Source organism: Aquimarina sp. Aq78, from assembly GCF_900299525.1.
GTDB lineage: Bacteria > Bacteroidota > Bacteroidia > Flavobacteriales > Flavobacteriaceae > Aquimarina.
Genome location: NZ_OMKA01000001.1, coordinates 479,878 through 500,072 on the forward strand (window position 1 = coordinate 479,878; position 20,195 = coordinate 500,072).

Annotated in this window: 14 protein-coding genes; 2 read left to right on the top strand and 12 right to left on the bottom strand. The window is 31.8% G+C overall.

Features of this window, described 5'->3' with window-relative positions:
* Positions 1 to 113: 113 nt before the first annotated feature.
* Both DG435_RS02040 and DG435_RS02045 read right to left on the bottom strand, forming a co-directional pair.
* Positions 114 to 3,635, bottom strand: a complete 3,522-nt coding sequence (locus DG435_RS02040) for a M1 family aminopeptidase (protein ID WP_234387044.1) — start codon at positions 3,633 to 3,635, stop codon at positions 114 to 116.
* A gap of 103 nt (positions 3,636 to 3,738) precedes the next feature.
* Positions 3,739 to 4,620, bottom strand: a complete 882-nt coding sequence (locus DG435_RS02045) for an ABC transporter ATP-binding protein (RefSeq protein ID WP_106791387.1) — start codon at positions 4,618 to 4,620, stop codon at positions 3,739 to 3,741.
* A 223-nt stretch (positions 4,621 to 4,843) separates the two neighbouring features.
* On the opposite strand from DG435_RS02045, the gene DG435_RS02050 reads away from it, so the two are divergent.
* Positions 4,844 to 5,881, top strand: coding sequence for a sensor histidine kinase (locus tag DG435_RS02050; RefSeq protein WP_106791386.1), 1,038 nt, complete (start codon positions 4,844 to 4,846; stop codon positions 5,879 to 5,881).
* Positions 5,881 to 6,609, top strand: a complete 729-nt coding sequence (locus tag DG435_RS02055; RefSeq protein WP_106791385.1) for a LytTR family DNA-binding domain-containing protein — start codon at positions 5,881 to 5,883, stop codon at positions 6,607 to 6,609. Before DG435_RS02050 ends, DG435_RS02055 begins: the two co-directional genes overlap by 1 nt.
* A 9-nt stretch (positions 6,610 to 6,618) precedes the next feature.
* Here DG435_RS02055 and DG435_RS02060 read toward each other — a convergent pair whose 3' ends face one another.
* The 10 genes from DG435_RS02060 to DG435_RS02105 form a co-directional block, all read right to left on the bottom strand.
* A complete protein-coding gene (locus tag DG435_RS02060; RefSeq protein WP_106791384.1) occupies positions 6,619 to 8,337 on the bottom strand; it encodes an efflux RND transporter periplasmic adaptor subunit in 1,719 nt (572 codons plus the stop codon).
* On the bottom strand, positions 8,330 to 9,043 hold the full coding sequence (locus DG435_RS02065; protein ID WP_106791383.1) for a PepSY domain-containing protein: 714 nt from the start codon (positions 9,041 to 9,043) through the stop codon (positions 8,330 to 8,332). Before DG435_RS02065 ends, DG435_RS02060 begins: the two co-directional genes overlap by 8 nt.
* A gap of 18 nt (positions 9,044 to 9,061) precedes the next feature.
* Positions 9,062 to 11,563, bottom strand: coding sequence for a heavy metal translocating P-type ATPase (locus tag DG435_RS02070; RefSeq protein WP_106791382.1), 2,502 nt, complete (start codon positions 11,561 to 11,563; stop codon positions 9,062 to 9,064).
* Positions 11,564 to 11,638: 75 nt separating this feature from the next.
* The gene (locus DG435_RS02075; RefSeq protein ID WP_234387043.1) at positions 11,639 to 12,199 is read right to left on the bottom strand and encodes an AraC family transcriptional regulator; all 561 of its coding nucleotides are present in this window, start codon (positions 12,197 to 12,199) and stop codon (positions 11,639 to 11,641) included.
* A 46-nt stretch (positions 12,200 to 12,245) separates the two neighbouring features.
* Positions 12,246 to 12,806 (bottom strand): DUF3347 domain-containing protein, encoded by a 561-nt coding sequence (locus DG435_RS02080; RefSeq protein WP_106791381.1) that lies wholly within the window; start codon positions 12,804 to 12,806, stop codon positions 12,246 to 12,248.
* A gap of 31 nt (positions 12,807 to 12,837) precedes the next feature.
* Positions 12,838 to 14,055 carry a TolC family protein gene (locus tag DG435_RS02085; RefSeq protein ID WP_106791380.1) on the bottom strand — a complete coding sequence of 406 codons (1,218 nt, stop codon included), beginning with the start codon at positions 14,053 to 14,055 and terminating at the stop codon, positions 12,838 to 12,840.
* The gene (locus tag DG435_RS02090) at positions 14,052 to 17,786 is read right to left on the bottom strand and encodes an efflux RND transporter permease subunit (RefSeq protein ID WP_106791379.1); all 3,735 of its coding nucleotides are present in this window, start codon (positions 17,784 to 17,786) and stop codon (positions 14,052 to 14,054) included. The genes DG435_RS02085 and DG435_RS02090 overlap by 4 nt, the downstream gene beginning before the upstream one ends.
* Before the next feature lie 107 nt (positions 17,787 to 17,893).
* Positions 17,894 to 18,313: a hypothetical protein gene (locus DG435_RS02095; protein WP_106791378.1), complete on the bottom strand. Its 420-nt coding sequence runs from the start codon at positions 18,311 to 18,313 to the stop codon at positions 17,894 to 17,896.
* Positions 18,314 to 18,502: 189 nt separating this feature from the next.
* Positions 18,503 to 19,180 carry a LytTR family DNA-binding domain-containing protein gene (locus tag DG435_RS02100; RefSeq protein ID WP_106791377.1) on the bottom strand — a complete coding sequence of 226 codons (678 nt, stop codon included), beginning with the start codon at positions 19,178 to 19,180 and terminating at the stop codon, positions 18,503 to 18,505.
* A complete protein-coding gene (locus DG435_RS02105) occupies positions 19,177 to 20,181 on the bottom strand; it encodes a sensor histidine kinase (RefSeq protein ID WP_106791376.1) in 1,005 nt (334 codons plus the stop codon). Before DG435_RS02105 ends, DG435_RS02100 begins: the two co-directional genes overlap by 4 nt.
* Between the last annotated feature and the right edge of the window lie 14 nt (positions 20,182 to 20,195).

Here is a 20,195-nt window from a genome sequence, read left to right on the forward strand (position 1 = left end):
CTTCAGCTGCTGCATAAGAATAGGAAACCAAAATTAAAAGTACTAACCACTTTTTACACTTTATCCTACTCTTATGCTCTTTTGCTGAATATGTATTAAAGATTAAATCTTTCTTAAAACTCTTTAACATTATCATCGATTACTCGCTCTACTAATAATCGTTTTGGATCTATTGCAGCTTTTGCAGGAATAGTATCAATCTCAAAAGAAAAATTCATTTTTTTATCAGTAAACAGTACTCTTTTTGAAAAGATGAGGCGTTTTTCTTCTGTATCTGCATATACACCTATATCTACCCAATCGTGTTGTTTTACCTCAGTTTCAGTACCCAGACCATCAACTTTAATTTTAGATGCTTCGATATCCATTGAAACTTCATATTTTCCGTTTCCTTTTCTTTTATAAGTAGCATCTTTTAATCTATAATCATATAGTGTAATTTCTTTTATCCAGTCGGTTATCAAATAATTTAATGAATCGGGAACTTGAGGTTTTAGATGTCTTAAAAAATCATGAGTTGTTGGATAGGATGATTCCTTATATTTATATTCATCTAAAAAGTTTTTTAAGGCAGTATTCATTTTTTCTTCCCCTATATAATCTTGCAGAGCGTACAAGACAACACTTCCTTTTCCATAATGAATATAGCTTTGCCCCTCTACTTTATACAAAGGCAATTCTTTTTTGGCTTCAGCACTTCTACCTTTTAAATATTTTTCAAAATCATAGTTTAAAAACTGTTTCATTTTACTATCATCCTTTATTCTGTTTTTCATCACCATCAATGCAGAGTATTCTGAAAAACTTTCAGATAACATAGTAGCCCCTTGCATATTTGCTCCTACTACCTGATGTGCCCAATATTGATGTGCCATTTCGTGTGCTATAATAGCTTCGATAACATTGTTATCATTTTTGTTTGAAAGATCAGTTGTAAATCCACCACCTTCGGTATAAGGCATTGTACCGGGAAAAGCCTGTGCGAAGTTATAATACCTTGGAATCTCGATGATTCTGGCTTGGTTATGAACATAAGGGCCGAAATTTTCGGTATAATACTTCAATGATTTTTCTATAGCATCCAGCATCATATCAATATTATAATCATGATCTTTATGATAATATACTTCGATATCAATACCATTCCACTTTTTACGAGATACCTCATACTCTGCAGACATAAAATTGACAAAATTTAAAGAGCTGTGATCATTTCTATACTTAAAATATGAACGCCCATCTGCCTTCCATTGTTTTACTAAGGTTCCTGGAGCTATAGCAATTTGATTGCTTGAAGTTGAAACTATCGTTTCAATATTTACCCAATCAGATTCTCCTTCTGTAAAATAATTCTGCTTATTATTAATTTGATCATTAGGATTTAGCTTAGTCATTCGTTTTCTAGGAGGAAAATTGTATTTTTTTCTGACATTTTGATCCATGAGCTCATTATTTTTGTCATATCCAATTTTAGGCAATATATAAGCTTCCTGAATAAAAGTTCCGTTTTTTGCGACACGTAAATTTGAAACACTGTTTTCGAACCCTTGGCTTTTATATATAGCATCTATAACAATATTCATTTCAGAGCCAGGTTGTAGAGGGGTATTCAATTTATAAATTTGATATCCTAGTTTTTTATCATCTAAAACTAATTTTGCATTCGGAATGTGTAAAGTAATATCCCATTTTTCTGTTGTATAGTACTTAGAAATAGAGTAATGCAAAAAATCTATTGCAACATTTGTCTTATTTAACAAGGCGACATGAGTTTTAGCAAGTAAATTACGTTCCTCGGGATATATATCTACTTCGTAAGTAACATCACCAAACTTAGGTTGTGGGATGTTCTCATATTTCTTATAGTTCTTTTCATAAAAAACCTGCATCTCTTCTATCTCATTAGCTGATGTATAGGGATTTATTATTTGTGTATTGTAATAAACAAAGCTCGATATCAGGATAAATAAATGAGTAACTGTAATTAGAATCAATGCATATTTCTTTGAAAAATGCTTTTTGGCAGACTTAATTCTATCTTTTATTCCTCTTACAGCACCTCTTATCCATAAAAGGCTTCCAATAGTAATAAGTAATAAACCAAACAATATCCAATATAAACTAAACCAGTTTTTTGAAATTAGAGCTTCACTAAAACCGTTCATGTCAGAATATTGATAATTTGGTGTAAAACCAAGATTTAACATAAATGACTCTATTCCTAAAGCATCCACAATAACAAACTCAAATAAAAACAGTAATAGTATTGAAACAAAATAGCTTATATATTTATGGTTTATGATAATTTGTATAAAGACCAAAATACAAGACCAGGCTATATACATTAATAATCCAGAGTAAATAAAATCTAATAAATACACATCGATATCTGGACTAGTATATCCACTTAATAATTGATAACTTATAGAAATTAAAATAAGAAATAAATCGAATATAACATTAATCGCTATTAATGCTGTAATTTTGGCAAGAAGCAAAACGATTGAACTGTGTGGCGATCCATCTATAACTCCGCTAATATTGCTTGATCGTTCTCTCCACACCAATTCTCCACTAAAAAAGACCAACATAATCATTCCAACAATCGTACATATTGGTCGATTGAAATCTAACATTTTATAGGTAACGTGATATGACTTAACTCCATAAAAATCAAAACCATTTAGTAATTTGTTGATTAAAATTAGAGTCCCAACAATAAGCATTATCTTAAAAGTGTTACTTTTTAAAATGGCATAAAAGTTTATTTTAAAAAAACTAGTAAACTGCTTTCTTGAAGCTGTAAAATTAAAATTACTTTGCACTTTTGGAAGACTAAAAATTTTGATAGTTTGTTCCTTTTTACTGCTCTTCTTTTCTTTTTCTACTTTTTTACTCTTCTGAATAAATGAAAAAGAGACATATGAGCTAACAATGATAATGAGTCCTATACCTACCCATAGAATCCTATTCGCAAATAACCAACCACTTACAGATATAACATTTGTGTTTTTTTCAACACTTGTAAAGTATTTAGAATCTATTTGATATGCTCTAACACCCAAAATATCTGTGAACGCAGCTAAGTATTCGGTACTGATATCGGTTAAAAATGTTCCTGCAATCAGATATCCTATAATAAGGATAACTGTAGCGATAAAAGATATAATAGTGCTTTTCCATTTTAGGGCTATGGCATAAATAATTGCCCCAGAAACAAACATATTAGGTAAGACATATAAGAAATAGTTATTTATAAAAAAGCTTAATTTAAGATCTCCTACTCTATCGGGATTTATCATTCCCGATTCGGGGCCCATATCAGATCCAATTAGAAATCCAAAAAACACACCTAATAATGGAATCGTAGACAAAAAAAGTGCTCCAAAAAAACGACCAAAAAAGTAACTGGCTTTATGAATGGGGGTGCTAAAAAGGATTTCATCAAAATGATTTTGATAATCCCTCAAGGCAGCATTGTTAAAATATGCAGTGGCAATTAACAATCCAAAAATTGACATATTGGCAATATAAATGGTTATAATATGAGGTGCATTTTTTAATACATTTCCTATTGCTCCTCCGTATACTATATTATCATTGACAACTCCTATAGCTGCAATTATTGTAAACATGAAAAAGAATATATATAACATGGGACTTTTTATCCCCATAGAGATCTCTTTTAAAAAGAATGCTTTAAACATAATGTTACGTTTTTAGTTGATTAATTCAGATTTATACTACTTCTCTGATGGTGTTAATTTTGGAAAAAAACACATCTTCTAAGGTTGGTGAAACAAGAGTAAATCCTACTCCAGGTTTTATGTCACTTAAAACATGAATTAATGGTTTACCACCAACCATTTTATTAGAGATAACCATATGTTCATCGCTATAACCTTCTAGTTCATTTCGTTCAATTAATTTTTGCCATACTTTTTCATTTAATTCATCAATTACATGTTGTGGTCTACCTTTACAGATGAGTTTTCCTTGATTCATAATTGCCATGTTTTGACATAATTCTCTTACGTCTTCTACAATATGAGTAGATAAAATAATGATGACATCTTCTGCTACGTTAGCCAGAAGGTTATGAAATCTATTTCTTTCTCCGGGGTCTAACCCAGCGGTTGGTTCATCTACAATGATTAGTTTTGGATTGCCTATCAATGCTTGAGCTATACCTATTCTTTGTTTCATCCCTCCTGAGAAACCTTTAACACTTTTGTTTCTTTTTTCATACAGGTTTACTTTTTGCAATAAAAAGTTTACTAATTCTGTTCTTTCCTTTCGGTTTGTGATACCTTTTAATATTGCTAAATGATCCAATAATTGCTTTGCTGTGATCTTTGGGTATACCCCAAACTCTTGTGGCAAATACCCTAATACTTTTCGTAATTCAATTGGGTTTTCGAGAATGTTAATGGCATCCAAATGTATTGTCCCTTTATCTGCTTCCTGCAATGTGGCCAAGGTTCTCATTAATGAAGATTTACCTGCACCATTTGGCCCTAACAAACCAAACATTCCGTTAGAAATTTCGAGCGAAAGGTTATCTAATGCTTTTACTCCATTTGAATACGTTTTACATAAATTTTTGATTACTAATTCCATGAGCTACTGATTTAAAGTCAGCAACAAAAAGAAGGTAAGAGAAAGAAGAAATCAATTTTTTTTAACCAACTTCAATATATGAATAGCTAAAAAGTGTGTTATCATTAATGAATGCTGTTCGTTGATAAAAAACATAGTTTCATTGATGATATTAGGGTGTTCATTAATTAGAATAGTCTAACTCCAATAGTTTTAATATTTTTATTTCCAAGAATAGAATACTATGAAAATCCAAACACTAGATACCAGAAAAAAGAATATTCTAATACATGTTTTAGTGTTGTTTAGTATAATTTTGATAGTTGTATTTGGTTTTGTTATTTCTGATAAAAATGCGTTTACATTATCATCTTTAATTAATTATTTTCTTCAAGCTACTACAAGCATTCTTTTATTAATAGCCCCTCCTGTTTATTTCAATATATATTGGATTATCCCCCGGTATTTAGTAAAAAAACGATACTTCATTTATATTGTATTACTCCTTATCATGATTATTGGTTGGGGGTATATAATAGGCTATGGTGAACCCTTAATGGATCAACATTGGTTTAATCAACCTAATCAGGAAATGAAACCAGAAAACGGCATCACTGGCATGATTGTTATTATACTGATTTCTACATTATTAAATCTATCTTATAGATGGTTTATTCAGCTTTCAAAAATAAATCAGATCGAAAATGATCGTCTTCATTTAGAATTATCATTACTAAAAAATCAAATCAATCCGCACTTCTTCTTTAATACATTAAATAACTTGTATGCTCTTTCATTAGAAAAATCTGACAAAACACCATCATTAATTTTGAAATTGTCTGAAATAATGCGTTATACAATCTATGATTGCAAAGAACCCAGAGTATCTATTGGTGGAGAAGTAACATATTTAGTAAATTTTATTGAACTGCAAAAAATGAGACATCATAACCGTGGAATTATCACTTTTGAAAAAAAGATCGATGATGAATCAAAACAAATTGCACCTATGATCTTAATTGTATTTTTAGAAAATGCATTTAAACATGGTTTTGATCATATGGAAAAAAATGCATTTATAAATTTTAAACTACAGACCACAGAAAAGATATTGCATCTACATATTGAAAACAATTTTAGTGATACCGAAAATGAAAATGATGGTGGAATCGGTCTTGAAAATGTGAAAAGAAGATTATCTTTAATTTATCCAAATACACATGAACTTAAGATTGCTAAAAAGGACACTGTTTTTACTATTGATTTAAAATTAAATTTATAATGAACTGCATTACAATTGATGACGAACCTTTGGCCCATAAAGTGATAAAAAACTATTGCGCTAATCTTTCATTTTTAAATGTTGTGAAAGAATGCCATTCTGCATTTGAAGCTATAAATTATTTAAATGAAAATCATGTGGATTTAATTTTTTTGGATATTAATATGCCCAAACTTAAAGGATTGGATTTTTTACGCACTTTAAGTAATCCTCCGCTAATTATTGTAACTACAGCTTATCAGGAATATGCTATTGAAGGCTATGAACTAAACATTCTGGATTATCTCTTAAAACCTTTTAGTTTTGAGCGGTTTTTAAAAGCTATAAATAAAGCCCAAAGTCAAAAGAAAATGATAGAGAGTTTGCAAAATGAAACAGGAAGTCAAACTTTATCAAATCCAAAAAACACTATAAGTCAAAATGATAGCATATTTGTAAAAGGAGACAAAAAAATGCACCAAATTCAATTAGATCATATTTTATATCTAGAAAGTTTAGGGAGTTATGTCAAAATACATCTGGAAAAAGAAACTATTACATCATTAGACAGATTGACAAATTTTGAAAATATTTTACCAAAAAATCAATTTTTAAGAATACATCGTTCTTATATAATAGCGCTTAAAAAAATACAAACTATTGAAGGGAATCGATTAAAAGTAGCTGGAGTTGATATTCCTGTAGGTAATGTTTATAAACATAACCTAACCCATGCTATTAAAAAATAGTGCTCGTATTTATTTAATTGTATTAATAACACTACCACAAGTTAGCATTGCATCACCAAAATAAGGGTTACGAATTTCTTTTTCTCCACTTATCCAAATAGCTCCTTTATTGGTATTCGCCATAGGGCATTTTTGCACATATATTGCTGTATTTAATTCGGTGAAGTTAGATATAAGAGCTACTATATTTTCATTTAGTACTACAAAATTGGTTCTTTGTTTTTCTAATTCTTTGTTGTTCGCAATATCATCTAATACCCTGATACTCTTAGATAAATGAGTTTTTTCTATCTTGCTCAAATTTGAAGTTTTAATTGCTTTTAAGGTTTTATTTGTTGTTTTCGCAAAAATAGAAACCTTAGAAGCATTAGATTCTACAAATGCATCTTTCATTTGTAAGTATGGTATAAAGGCTGGTAAAAAATCTTTCTGAAATGATTTTGATAATCCCATTTGCATTCCCAAATGCCCTTCATGACCAGTCATCATCTTTCCTCCTTTTTTATTCATCATTGATTTTTTTCCTTGTAATTGTGCTGCGGCATCAACGGTAAATGTTCCGTTTGTTACTATCTCATCACCATTATTGAGTCCATTTAGAATTGTATATGTATTCCCTGTAGCATTTCCCAGCAATACTTCTCTCATTTCAAAAATGGGTTCGGTAGCATTTGTTTTTATATAGACTACAGAGCGCTCACCTGTCCATAACACTGCACTTGCCGGAACAATAAGTTGTTCTGTAACCTCACTTATACCTTCAACATTACCAGTTACAAACATCCCTGGTTTAAAAAGATGATCTTGATTGCTAAGGTTAGTTCGTATTGTGATGGTTCTTGTTTTAGCATTTAAAACCGGGTTTATAAAAGATATTGTGCCATCAAATTTTTTATCTGGATATGCAGTAGTGGTAATATTGATTCGTTGCCCTTTTTTAAATTGCGAAATTTGATTTTCATATACATCAAATTCTGCCCATACTGTACTGAGGTTACTTACTTTTAAAATAGGCTGCCCTTGTTTTACATAATCTCCTTCTGCCCTCATTACCTCCGATACGGTACCCGAAACTGTTGCATAAACAGGGAAGTTTTCCTGAACTTTACCAGAAGACTCTATTGCATTGATTTGGTTATCTGAAAGTTTCCATAACTTTAATTTATTGCGAACAGCTTTATATAGTATTGGTTGGGATTCTTTAAGCGATACTGCAGTAATAAGTTCTTGTTGTGCTGCGACAAGGTTTGGCGCATAAATAGTTCCTAATCTTTGCCCTTTTCTAACTTCTTGTCCTTTATAATTAATATTCAATCGTTCGATTCTACCATCAAAATAGCTAGCTTGTACTGCGTTTTCCTCTTCATTTTCCATTATTTTTCCAGATAGTATAATCCTGTTTTTATCTACTCCTGTTAGGTTTCCCACTTTAGTAGTTTGGATATTTGCCAATGCCATTGCATTTTTGGTCATTTTAAATTGATCAGCAGAAAGGCCATCAGTTTTGGTTCCTGCCGGAATTAGATCCATACCACATATTGGACAATCACCAGGTTCTGTCTGCATAATTTGAGGATGCATTGAGCAAGTCCACATTTGATTTGTTGTAGCTTCTTCCTGATGGTTGTTGTGATTGTGTTTAGTAGAATTGCTACTTCCAAAAATAAAGTAACCTCCTAATAGTCCTACAAGAACAGCTATACCAATATAAATGATATTCTTATTCATGACGCTTATTTTTTTTTATTTTTCTAATTGTCGGTGAGGATACAAACCATAAAGTGAATCCACTTAATACTGTTATTAATCCTAATAGAGAGAAAGTTCTAAGAATGATTGTATTAAAATTGTCTCTTCCTTCATAATCCATTGTATGAGTCATCCAAAGGAAATCAAACCAACGCCACGATCGGTGTCTCACTCTTTGAAAACTTCCATCTTTTACCGAGATATATGCTTTTACGTTTTGAGAGTGCTCATATGAAATAACATAAGCAGGTAGTGGTCTTTCTCTATACTCATGATGATTACCCACTTCACTTATTTTGTCAACACTTTTTACTTTTAATTCTGGATGCATATTTTTTTCTGCAATTTTCAGAGCTTCAGAAGCAGTTATTTCTGATTTTGTAACTCCAGTATTTGCATTAAAAAGTTGCTTATCATTTACCCAATAATAAGGTTGTCCAGCTATTTCTTTAAGTTCTAGTGATTGGATGGCCTCCTTTGTTTCTATTTGAGAAGGTTTTATCAAGTCATTAAAGGATAAAACATCAATATTTTCATTTTTAAATTGATCTCCATGAATATCATCAATATCTGTCCAGCTAAAATATAAGCCACTAATCGTCCATAGCAGAAACTGGATTCCTAAAAAGAGGCCTAAATACCTGTGCGCTTTTCTAATTTTTGTTGCTGTTTGCCTTTTAACCATATGTATTCATTTTCATATCTAATTGATATGTATTGTTTTTAATCGTAAAGCATTAGTTATTACTGACACAGAACTAAAACTCATTGCCAGAGCTGCAATCATAGGAGATAATAGGATTCCGAAAAAGGGAAAAAGTACTCCAGCAGCTATTGGCACCCCTAATGTGTTATAAATAAGTGCGAAGAAAAGATTTTGCTTGATATTCTTCATTACTTTATCACTTAATTTTTTTGCTTTTACAATACCTTGTAAATCCCCTTTTACCAAAGTAATAGTTGCACTCTCTATAGCCACATCGGTACCTGTACCCATCGCAATACCAACATCACTTTTTGCAAGAGCAGGAGCATCATTAATACCATCTCCAGCCATTGCAACCACTTTACCGCTATCTTGTAATTTTTTGACTTCACTAAGTTTATCCTCGGGTAACATCTCTGCTTTAAAATTTTTGAGATTAAGCTCATTAGCGACCGCATGGGCAGTATTATAATTATCTCCGGTAAGCATGATTACATCAATTCCACTATCCTGTAACTGCTTAATAGCTTCACGACTAGTTTCTTTGATTTTATCTCCTATAACGATATAACCTGCTACATTTTGATCAAGAGATAAAAAAGAAACTGTTTTTCCTTTTTTCTGATAAGGTTCAGCTTGTTTTTTAAGCTCGACTGAAATAGGTACATTGGCATATTCCAACATTTTCGCATTACCCAATATCGCTTTTACATTTGCGATGTTTCCTTCTACTCCTTTCCCTGTTACAGCTTTAAATTCACTTACATCTAATAATTCAATATGCTGTTCTTTTCCATATTTTAGTGTTGCTTGAGCCAATGGATGTTCACTTAAATTATTAAGAGAAATGATATATTGAAGGATTTTTTCTTTACTAAATCGATCTCCCAAAGCTTCTACATTTTCAACAGTTGGTTTTCCTTCAGTTATGGTTCCTGTCTTATCCACAATAAGAGTATCCACTTTGTTCATTGTTTCGAGTGCTTCTGCTTTTTTAATCAACACACCATTTTGAGCTCCTTTACCAACTCCAACCATTACAGACATTGGTGTAGCCAGACCCAAAGCACATGGACAGGCAATTATAAGTACAGCAATTGCATTTACAAATGCATAAACATAAGTAGGTTCGGGACCATAAACTGCCCAAATGACAAATGTGATTAAGGCAATGATAACCACTATAGGCACAAAATATCCAGAAACACTATCTGCCAGTTTTTGGATAGGAGCACGACTACGACTTGCATCATTTACCATTTGGATAATTTTTGATAACAACGTATCAGCTCCAACTTTTTCTGCATTCAATAAGAAGGAATGATTTCCATTAATGGTTCCACTACTCACCAGATCACCTTCTATCTTATCTACTGGTATTGGTTCACCTGTGATCATTGATTCGTCTACAGATGTTTGCCCTTGAAAGATTGATCCATCTACTGGAATTTTATCTCCTGGTTTTACTCGTAGTATATCATTCAATTCTATCTGATCAATAGAAATTTCTTCTTCTTTACCTTCTACAACACGTATTGCTTTGTTAGGTGCCAGTTTCAACAGCTCCCTAACTGCAGTGTTTGTTTTGCTGTGTGCTCGTGATTCTAATACCTGGCCCAAAAGCACAAGTGTTAAGATAACGGTGGCCGCTTCAAAATATACATGTACTGTTCCTGATTCTGTTTTAAACTGATCTGGAAAAAAACTTGGAAAAAGCATTGCTAAAACACTAAATAACCATGCAGTACCCGCACCAATGCCTATTAGAGTAAACATATTGAGGTTCCAGATTTTTATAGAACGAAAAGCACGCTCAAAAAACATCCAGGTGGCATAGAACACTACAGGAACAGAAAGTCCAAACTGAATCCAATTTCTATATTTTAATTCCAAAATATCATTAAGCGGATTACTCGAAAACATATCTGACATGGCTATTATAAAAATAGGAACCGTAAATAGTACAGCTATCCAGAATTTCCTTAGTAATTTTTTATAATTCTTCTCTTCTTCAGAAAGATCTGGCTGTAATACTATTAGATCCATACCACAAATAGAACATGTACCGGGGGCATCTCTAATTACTTCTGGATGTATTGGACAGGTATACTGTTCTACAGCAATTGTATGTAATGTTATTTCTTCAACCAAATCCATCCCACATACAGGACAATCCTGCAATGCATTGTATGTTTTATCTCCTTCGCAATGCATTGGGCAATAAAAAACTCCTGTACCTTTTCCTTTAGGTTTAACCTGTTTGGGTTTATCGTCCAGATCTTGTGTCCCAGGAAGATAGATGCTGTAACGTCCACCTTCTTGTGCTAATACTTCTTTAAAAATAGCTAAAGAAATGTGTTCTTTTGTCTCAATAATTGCTTCTGCTTTCTCTAGATCAACAGACGCACTGGTCACCCCATCCATAGTATCAAGTATGTGCTCTACATGACCACGACAGCCATTACAAGTCATCCCAGATATTTTATATGTATGTTTCATTTTTTAATTTTCAATGTTTAACCAGTAAAATTATTGAGTTTACATCTCTTTATATTTGATAATTATGGTTTCTTCTTATACAATTTTGTCCAGTGGTTGACGATCCCACGATTGTAGATTTTTAAAGCTACTCATAGACATCCCAGTAACTGTTTTAAATTGTTTTGCCAGATGACTTCCACTTTTATAGTTCAATGAATGTGCTATTTCAGAAAAACTTAAGTTTCCCATTTGAATATATTCCTTCGTTTTTTCAATTTTAAGGCGAATGAAATATTTTTCTATAGTCAAACCCTCGTTACTACTAAACAATTTACTTATCACAGAATAATCCTTATGTATATGCTTGGAAATAAGATCAGATAGATTTTCATTTAACATACCATCATTTGCCAATTCACTTATCAAATAGGATTTCACTTGTTCTATAATAAGAGCTACTTCATCATTTATGATCTCGAAACCATTACGGACAATAATTTCATTTACTTTTTCATAAGTAATGGTGTCAATATTACTAAACATGATCTCTCCCAATTCTATTGCTTCAACAGGGATTTTAGCATTTTCAAACTCCTGTTGTAGTACAGTTTTACATCGGTTACAGACCATGTTTTTGATTAAAACTTTTTTCATCTGGTTATATTAATGTTTTAGAGATCAGATGGAATAACGAGTATTATTATTGTATAGTTTCGGCAACATTGCCACATTTTAGCATTCGATCCCCAAAATATGGATTCCTGATTTCTTTCTCTTTAGATAACCAATATCCACCAGAGTTATTGAATGCCATTGGGCAATATTGTTTATAAAGTTCTCCCGAGGATAATGCTCCTTTAAGCATAATTTCCATTTGGGTAGTAACTTCTGCAAATGCTTTTCTTTGAGCCTCGATATCATCAGTATTGATTATTGATTCAACGGCCATTTTGAACACTTTATTTTCTGTTACTTTAGCAAGCATTTGAGCTCCTGCTTTTGCTTCATTAGCATCGGTGTTTACCAAAGCTGTTTTGATATGGATATAATGCTGAAAAGCTTCTGCTGTCTCTACATTTTTAAACTGAACTTCCTTTGTTTGTTCTCCTTCATGATTACTATGATCATTATTATGACCCATTTCAGAATGCTCTTGTTTTTCATCTGTTTTAGATGTTTTATTCTCATTGCAAGATAGTATTGTTAATCCTAGTATTGCTACTATAATTACTCTTATATCATAAATTTTTAAGTTTCTCATTTTGTTTGCTTTTTTAAGTAGTATTGTTTTTTTAATTTGTTAAATAATTGATAATCGCAGCTTGTGTATAGTATAATTGTATACTCTCTATTTGATTTAGCTGAAATTTAAGTTGTAGTTCCTGGATGTCTAACACATCGTTAAAATCTATAGTTCCTGTTTCATAGCTTTTTATCAGTATTTCTTCTGCATTTTTGGCTTGTTTTAAATTTTCTTTCTGAGTATTATATTTGATTCTTGCTGTATTTCTATTAGAAACAGCTTTCCCAAAAATCGTTTCCATATTATTTAATCGTTCCTCTTTTTGTACTGTAATTTCTTGTTGACGCAATTTGTTTTGACGAGTTCGTGAGTTATGACGTTTATTAAATATCGGGATAGAAAAAGATACAATAGGCATTATAATATCTTTACCATTATCATTTATAGCAACATCATTTCTCTCTGATACTGGTATATAGTCAAGTCCAAAGCCAATTTGTGGAGCTTTTTCTTTTCGATTAAGCAATTCTGATTGTTTTATGCTTTCATATATCTTATCGTATTTAAGTAGTTCTGGGTTAAGTTGTAAACTTTCTGTATTAGTAATAGGATCCCCTGGTGGCATATTCATTTCACTAGGGACAACTATATCAATACCCAAACCTCTATTCAGTAAGGCATTAAAAGCTATTTGTTCTGCCAAAAAACTTTCTTTGAGTACTGCTTTATATTGTTCTAATTCATTTTGACGCATTTGTAGTTTTAATACATCAACTGCTGAGGCTTTACCTACTTCTACAGATGTTAGCGCGAGCTTCTCGTAAGTTTGTAATAGTAGAATATTATCTTCAAGTATTTTTTGTTTGCTTTGTATTGCAAATAATTTATAATACGATTGAGAAATCGAAAGGGCTAATTTTCTTTTCACAATTACAATATCTACATATTCTGTCTCTGCCATAGCCGTAGAATAATTTTCTCTTGCTGTAATTGTTCCAAACCACGGTAACTTTTGTTGGATAGAAAATTTTGCACGTTGTGCACCTGTACGTGTCTCGGGTTCGCTTACAAAGTACCCTACACTCAATTGTGTATTGGGTATCGTATTCACTTCTTTTATTTTTTCTTTTGCAACTGCATAACGCAATTCAAAAGACTGAATATTAGAGTTATTATCCCACCCCTCTTGAATATATGATTCAAGTTGTTGAGCATGTGTAAAAACTGAAATAAAAAGAAATCCTATTATGACATTTAGATGTTTCATTTACTCATTTGTTTAAGTTGAACTTCTTTTTTCCAGCCAAATAATACCGGTACAACAAATAGTGTTATTAGTGCAATTCCCATTCCTCCAAATGAAGGAATCGCCATGGGTATCATGATATCACTTCCACGACCGGTAGATGTTAATATTGGTAATAATGCAAGAATTGTAGTTGCAGTAGTCATTAGGCAAGGACGAATTCTCTTCTCTCCTGCTTCGATCACGGATGTTCTAATATCGTCAAGAGATTTTGGTTTATTCTTATCAAAAGTCTGTTTAAGATAGGTTGCCATTACTACTCCATCATCCGTCGCAATACCAAAAAGTGCAATGAAACCGACCCATACGGCAACACTTAAATTGATGGTGTGTACCTGAAACAAATCCCGTAAGTTTTTATCAAAGAAATTGATGTTTAAAAACCAATCTTGACCATATAGCCAAATCATCAAAAATCCACCCGAAAAAGCTACTGCAATACCTGTGAATACAATTAACGAAGTAGATATTGAGCGAAACTGAAAATAGAGAATCAAAAAGATAATGACCAAAGCCAAAGGTACTACTATAGATAATGTCTTTTCTGCTCTTAATTGATTTTCATAAGTACCTGTGAATTGATAGGTTATTCCTTTTGGAACAATCAGTTCATTATTATCAATCTTAGTTTTTATCAAATCCTGGGCATTCTTAACCACATTTACCTCTGCAAAACCATCATTTTTATCAAATAAGACATAGCCTACTAGAAATGTATCTTCACTTTTTATCACTTGTGGTCCTTGTTCATAACGAATATTTACCAATTCGCTTAATGGTATCGAACTTCCTTTTTCTAAGGGAACATAGATCGTTTCAAGATCAGTCGGATTAGCCCGAAGTTCTCGTGGATAGCGTACTCGAACTCCATAACGTTCTCTGCCTTCAACAGTTTGTGTAAGGGAGATCCCTCCTACAGCTACTTCAATAATTTGCTGAACCTGTTCAACAGATACTCCATAACGTACCAATTGTTCTCTATCAATGTCTAAAAGTAAATAAGGTTTTCCAACAATACGATCTGCAAAAACAGCTTCATCTTTTACTCCATCTACTCCTTTTAGTATCTCTTCTAATTGGATTCCAAAAGCTTCAATTTGTTTTAAATCCTGTCCTTTTACTTTAATACCCATTGGGGCTCTCATTCCTGTTTGTAGCATTATCAATCGAGTTTCTATCGGTTGTAATTTTGGTGCCGAAGTTACTCCGGGTAATTTTGTTACTTTTATGATTTGAGTCCAAATATCGTCTGGACTCTTAACTTCTGGTCTCCAGTTACGGTAGAACTCACCATTATTATCAGGAATAAGATTTTCTCTATTAATCGAGAAATATTTCTTTTTTGATGCATTACCTATTTTATCGTGATTAACATTATAATTTTGATTATAAATCAGCTTTCCATCTTTACCTATAAATAAGCCATCATCATTAATCTTATATCGTTGTCTTTTCCCATTTTTATTAAGCATATACTCTGGCTTATATAAAATGATATTCTCATACATTGATAATGGAGCGGGATCAAGTGAAGATTCTGTTCTACCTGCTTTACCAACGACAGTTTTAATTTCGGGAATACTTGCTACTGCCATATCCAACTGCTGTAATATTCTCTTATTTTCTACCACTCCAGCATGTGATAATGTAGTCGGCATCAATAGAAAAGATCCTTCATTTAATGAAGGCATAAATTCTTTCCCTATATTTTTCATGATTAAAAAACCAAAAACAATAATAATAGTAGGTAGAGATAAAAATAGTAGCTTATTATTCAATGCCCATTGTAATATTCTGGTATAATATTTTCTAAAAAGCATAAAACTACCTAGCAGTCCAAAGCAAATAATCCCTACAAAAACGAGGTTCACGAGCATGCTTTTATCTGCTCCCATTGGTCTCCAATATTCTGATAACAAGAATACTATTGTTACAACTGCGATACTAATATTGATCAAATTAGTATGATTTCGTGAAACTATACCTCTTAAGTTAAGGATAGCCGTTATTGCAAAAGCTATCAAAATTACACCTAACCACATACCATTAAGAACAACTATACATCCTAATACAATTAAAACACTATTGATAACATAGCTTATTGATGTTTTGATATTTTTCTTTTTGAATAAAAAAGCAGCAAATGGAGGAATAAAAAATAGAGCTACTACGATTGATGCTGTAAGTGCCATTGTTTTGGTAAATGCTAATGGTCTGAATAATTTTCCTTCTGCACCAATCATTGTAAATACAGGTATGAAACTAATTATTGTAGTTAGTACTGCTGTCAATATTGCACCAGAAACTTCGGTGGTAGCATTATATACAACAGTATTCACCGATAAATGATTTTTATTATCATCCAGATGCCTTATAATATTTTCTGAAAGTATCACTCCCATATCTACCATCGTACCGATAGCAATAGCAATACCGGATAAAGCAACAATATTTGCATCGACTCCAAACAATTTCATTGCTATAAAAACCATTAAAATGGCTACGGGTAAAAGTCCAGAAATAAGGATTGAAGCTCTGAGGTTAAATACCATAATGATAACAACAAGAAAGGTTATCAAAATTTCTAAGGTAAGAGCTTCGTTAAGTGTGCCTATTGTTTCATGAATAAGTTCGGTTCGATCATAAAAAGGAACTATCGTTAATTGTGAAGTACGACCGTCTTTTAATTGTTTGGATGGTAATCCTGTACTGAGTTCGCTAATTTTGTCTTTTACATTATTGATAACCTCTAATGGGTTTGCTCCATAACGTGCCACTACCACACCTCCTACTACTTCTGCGCCTTCCTTATCCAAGATACCTCTTCTGGCTTCTGGCCCTAAACTAACAGTTGCAATATCTTTAATACGTATTGAGGTAAATTCTTCTGAGGTCACTACAGCATTTTCTATATCTTCAATAGATTTTATATACCCCAGACCGCGAACGAGATATTCTGCCTGATTAATTTCTAAAGTCTGCGCACCTATATCTCTATTTGATTCCTTTACAGCATTAACAACATGCTGTAAACTAATATTATACTGGCGCATTAGCTCTGGATTTACATCTACCTGATATTCTTGTACATATCCACCAATAGAGGCTACCTCTGATACTCCGCCTGCAGATGATAACGCATATTTCACATAATAATCCTGAACACTTCTTAGTTCTTGTAAATCCCAACCACCGGTTACATTTCCGTTTTCGTCTCGCCCTTCTAGGGTATACCAAAAAATCTGACCTAATCCAGTTGCGTCCGGTCCCAAACTTGGGTTTACTCCATTTGGTAATAATCCAGATGGTAAAGAATTTAGTTTTTCGAGAATACGACTCCTACTCCAATAGAATTCTACATCTTCTTCAAAAATGACATAAATACTAGAAAACCCGAACATTGAAGAACTACGAATGGTTTTTACTCCTGGCACTCCTAAAAGTGAAGTAGTTAATGGGTACGTAATCTGGTCCTCTATATCTTGTGGTGATCGTCCTTGCCATTTTGTAAATACAATTTGCTGATTTTCGCCAATATCCGGTATGGCATCAACTGCTACGGGATCACTAGGTAGTATTCCGGTTTGCCAACCAAATGGTGCATTTACAACACCCCAGCCAACAAAAAGAGCTAGCATAAGGACTGCGACCAATTTATTTTCGATAAGAAATTTGATGCTTTTATTTAGCATATACTCTGATTATTTGATAATTAGAAAAAGACGTTGTCTTAGAATTATATACAACAACTCTAGCCCTAATGAATCCTCATTGGGCATAATTTTAATTATCTAATAAATCAAATAAGAAAAGTTTCGTTAAGCACTTGAATATCCTTGACTAAAAAAGGAGGTGGATACTCCTTAAAAGGGATAACATTATTCTCAAGTCCTTCAAAAAGGTTTACATATGAGTAATAAAAAATTGCTACAAAAGTAGTCTGTTGCTCTAAAGTGATTTTATCGAATGAATTTTTAAGTTCATCCTGTCCTTCAAAAGTAAGTTGTTTATCTGTACAACAACTTTTTTTAGCCATTATTGAGCATGCAATGGAATTAGAAACTTGTTGTTCCATCCCGCAAGTTTTTGCCTCTTTAAAAAGGGCAACATCTACCAAAGTATTTCCACAATAATGCATATCTAATGTAAACGACATAGTAGAAATTAATACTACCATTGCCATTAAAACAGCTGATATTTTATGGATAAACTTTTTCATTTAGATCACAAAGCTACAAAAAATAGATATAACGAATTTTGTTTAACAGAAGTTTAATCTTTGACTTTAAGAAATAAGTCTCTAAAAATTCCTCATATTAAAAGGTTTTTCGATAGTAATTAAGGTTAATTATTTTGTTTTTAAGTTGCCTTATTAATCGTACTTTATAGTTCTTGAATGGATTATATTTTACTTCTTAATGATATTAAAGAAGGATGTTCTATACGTTTTCCCGATAGGGATGGTTTCTTTTTCTATATGCACAAGGTTCCCTTCTATTTTATCTATTTTTCTAAAATTAATGATGTAAGACCTGTGAATTCTTATAAAACCATCTTCTTTAAGTTTATACTCCCAATTACTAAGACTGTCTTGAACTAATAATTTCTTTTCGCCATAATGTATATATATATAATCAGCCTCTGATTTAATATAACAAATATCATTCTTGATTATTTTATAGAAGGTTTTGTCTGTATATACAAATAATTCTTTTTCATTATGAATAGTATTTTTATCTGTAAGGGTGTTTTGTATTCGCATTACTGATTTTAAAAACCTATGATACGAAAAAGGCTTGAGCAAGTAATCTTCTACAGCTTCTTCAAAAGCATCAATTGCATAATCCCTATAGGCAGTTGTAATAATAACTTTAGGTTTTATTTCTAAACTTTTTAAGAAATCTAAACCATTAGCTCCAGGCAATTGTACATCTAATAATATGAAATCTACTTCGTTCAGGACGTATAAAGGTAATTCTGAAACCGACTCAAAAACACCGATGCATTCGATATCTGAAGACTGCTCTATATATTTCATCAATAATTGCTGTGCAGGCAGTTCATCTTCTATAATGATGCATTTCATTTTAGATCAATTTTTAAATTCACTTTAAAAGTTTTTTCTAATGACTCAATAGTAAGAGTATGCTTAGATGGATATAATAAAGTTAATCTCTTTTTTACATTTTCTATACCAATACCACTATCTTTCCATACCTCTGATTGTTTTGAAGAATAACTGGGGTCATATTGATTTTCGACCCATAAATTGAGTACATCATTTGCAAGTTTCATATCAATACTAAGAGGTATTTTCTTTCCTTCTACCATACTTGAATACTTAAATGCATTTTCAATAAATGGAATCATCAATAATGGAGGGATATTCTGTTTTGGATTATCCAGAGTATTAGAGAATTTAATATCTATTTTTTTTCCTAAGCGGGCTTTTTGTAATTCTATATACCCATTAATAAATTCAATCTCTTGTAACAAAGGTACATTTGGTTTTTCTCCTTCATGCATTAAATAATGCAGGCTATCAGAGAGTTTTAGGATTTTATCTGCCAAAACTTCATCTTTAAGGATTGCATTAGAATACAACATGTTTAAAGTATTAAATAAAAAATGAGGATTCAGTTGTGCTTTAAGGCTTTTTAGTTCTGCCTGAACTCGTTCTTGCTCTGTTCTTTCTAATATTTGGTTATTAATGATATTCTTCTTAATCGTAAATATTGCCAGAAAAAAAGCATTTATCAATAGATATTCTACTGTTTTATTAATAAAACAAAGTCTAAAATTGCATTGACAAGTTTTACCATTCAAATAACAATTTAGATACACTATTAAAAGAAAGATCAATAAAAATACTAATAATGCTCTTATACTTTTATAATTTTTTACTAAGAAAAAATGAGCGATATATACAGAAATTCCGATAAAAACTGTATTTAGTATTGCCTCATTAAAATCAAAAGAAAACCTGTTATGATCACCAAACTTAATGATGGGATAGGTAAAGTATAATATCCAAAACAGGAAATGTAATCCTATTTCAAAATATTTTATTTCAAACACTTTTTTCATACGCTTCTCGTAAA

Coding starts and splice junctions, on each gene's coding strand:
- DG435_RS02040 (WP_234387044.1), bottom strand. CDS start 3,635: ATGTTTACAATAATTGCAGCTATAGGAGTTGTCAATGATAATATAGTA.
- DG435_RS02045 (WP_106791387.1), bottom strand. CDS start 4,620: ATGGAATTAGTAATCAAAAATTTATGTAAAACGTATTCAAATGGAGTA.
- DG435_RS02050 (WP_106791386.1), top strand. CDS start 4,844: ATGAAAATCCAAACACTAGATACCAGAAAAAAGAATATTCTAATACAT.
- DG435_RS02055 (WP_106791385.1), top strand. CDS start 5,881: ATGAACTGCATTACAATTGATGACGAACCTTTGGCCCATAAAGTGATA.
- DG435_RS02060 (WP_106791384.1), bottom strand. CDS start 8,337: ATGAATAAGAATATCATTTATATTGGTATAGCTGTTCTTGTAGGACTA.
- DG435_RS02065 (WP_106791383.1), bottom strand. CDS start 9,043: ATGGTTAAAAGGCAAACAGCAACAAAAATTAGAAAAGCGCACAGGTAT.
- DG435_RS02070 (WP_106791382.1), bottom strand. CDS start 11,563: ATGAAACATACATATAAAATATCTGGGATGACTTGTAATGGCTGTCGT.
- DG435_RS02075 (WP_234387043.1), bottom strand. CDS start 12,199: ATGAAAAAAGTTTTAATCAAAAACATGGTCTGTAACCGATGTAAAACT.
- DG435_RS02080 (WP_106791381.1), bottom strand. CDS start 12,806: ATGAGAAACTTAAAAATTTATGATATAAGAGTAATTATAGTAGCAATA.
- DG435_RS02085 (WP_106791380.1), bottom strand. CDS start 14,055: ATGAAACATCTAAATGTCATAATAGGATTTCTTTTTATTTCAGTTTTT.
- DG435_RS02090 (WP_106791379.1), bottom strand. CDS start 17,786: ATGCTAAATAAAAGCATCAAATTTCTTATCGAAAATAAATTGGTCGCA.
- DG435_RS02095 (WP_106791378.1), bottom strand. CDS start 18,313: ATGAAAAAGTTTATCCATAAAATATCAGCTGTTTTAATGGCAATGGTA.
- DG435_RS02100 (WP_106791377.1), bottom strand. CDS start 19,180: ATGAAATGCATCATTATAGAAGATGAACTGCCTGCACAGCAATTATTG.
- DG435_RS02105 (WP_106791376.1), bottom strand. CDS start 20,181: ATGAAAAAAGTGTTTGAAATAAAATATTTTGAAATAGGATTACATTTC.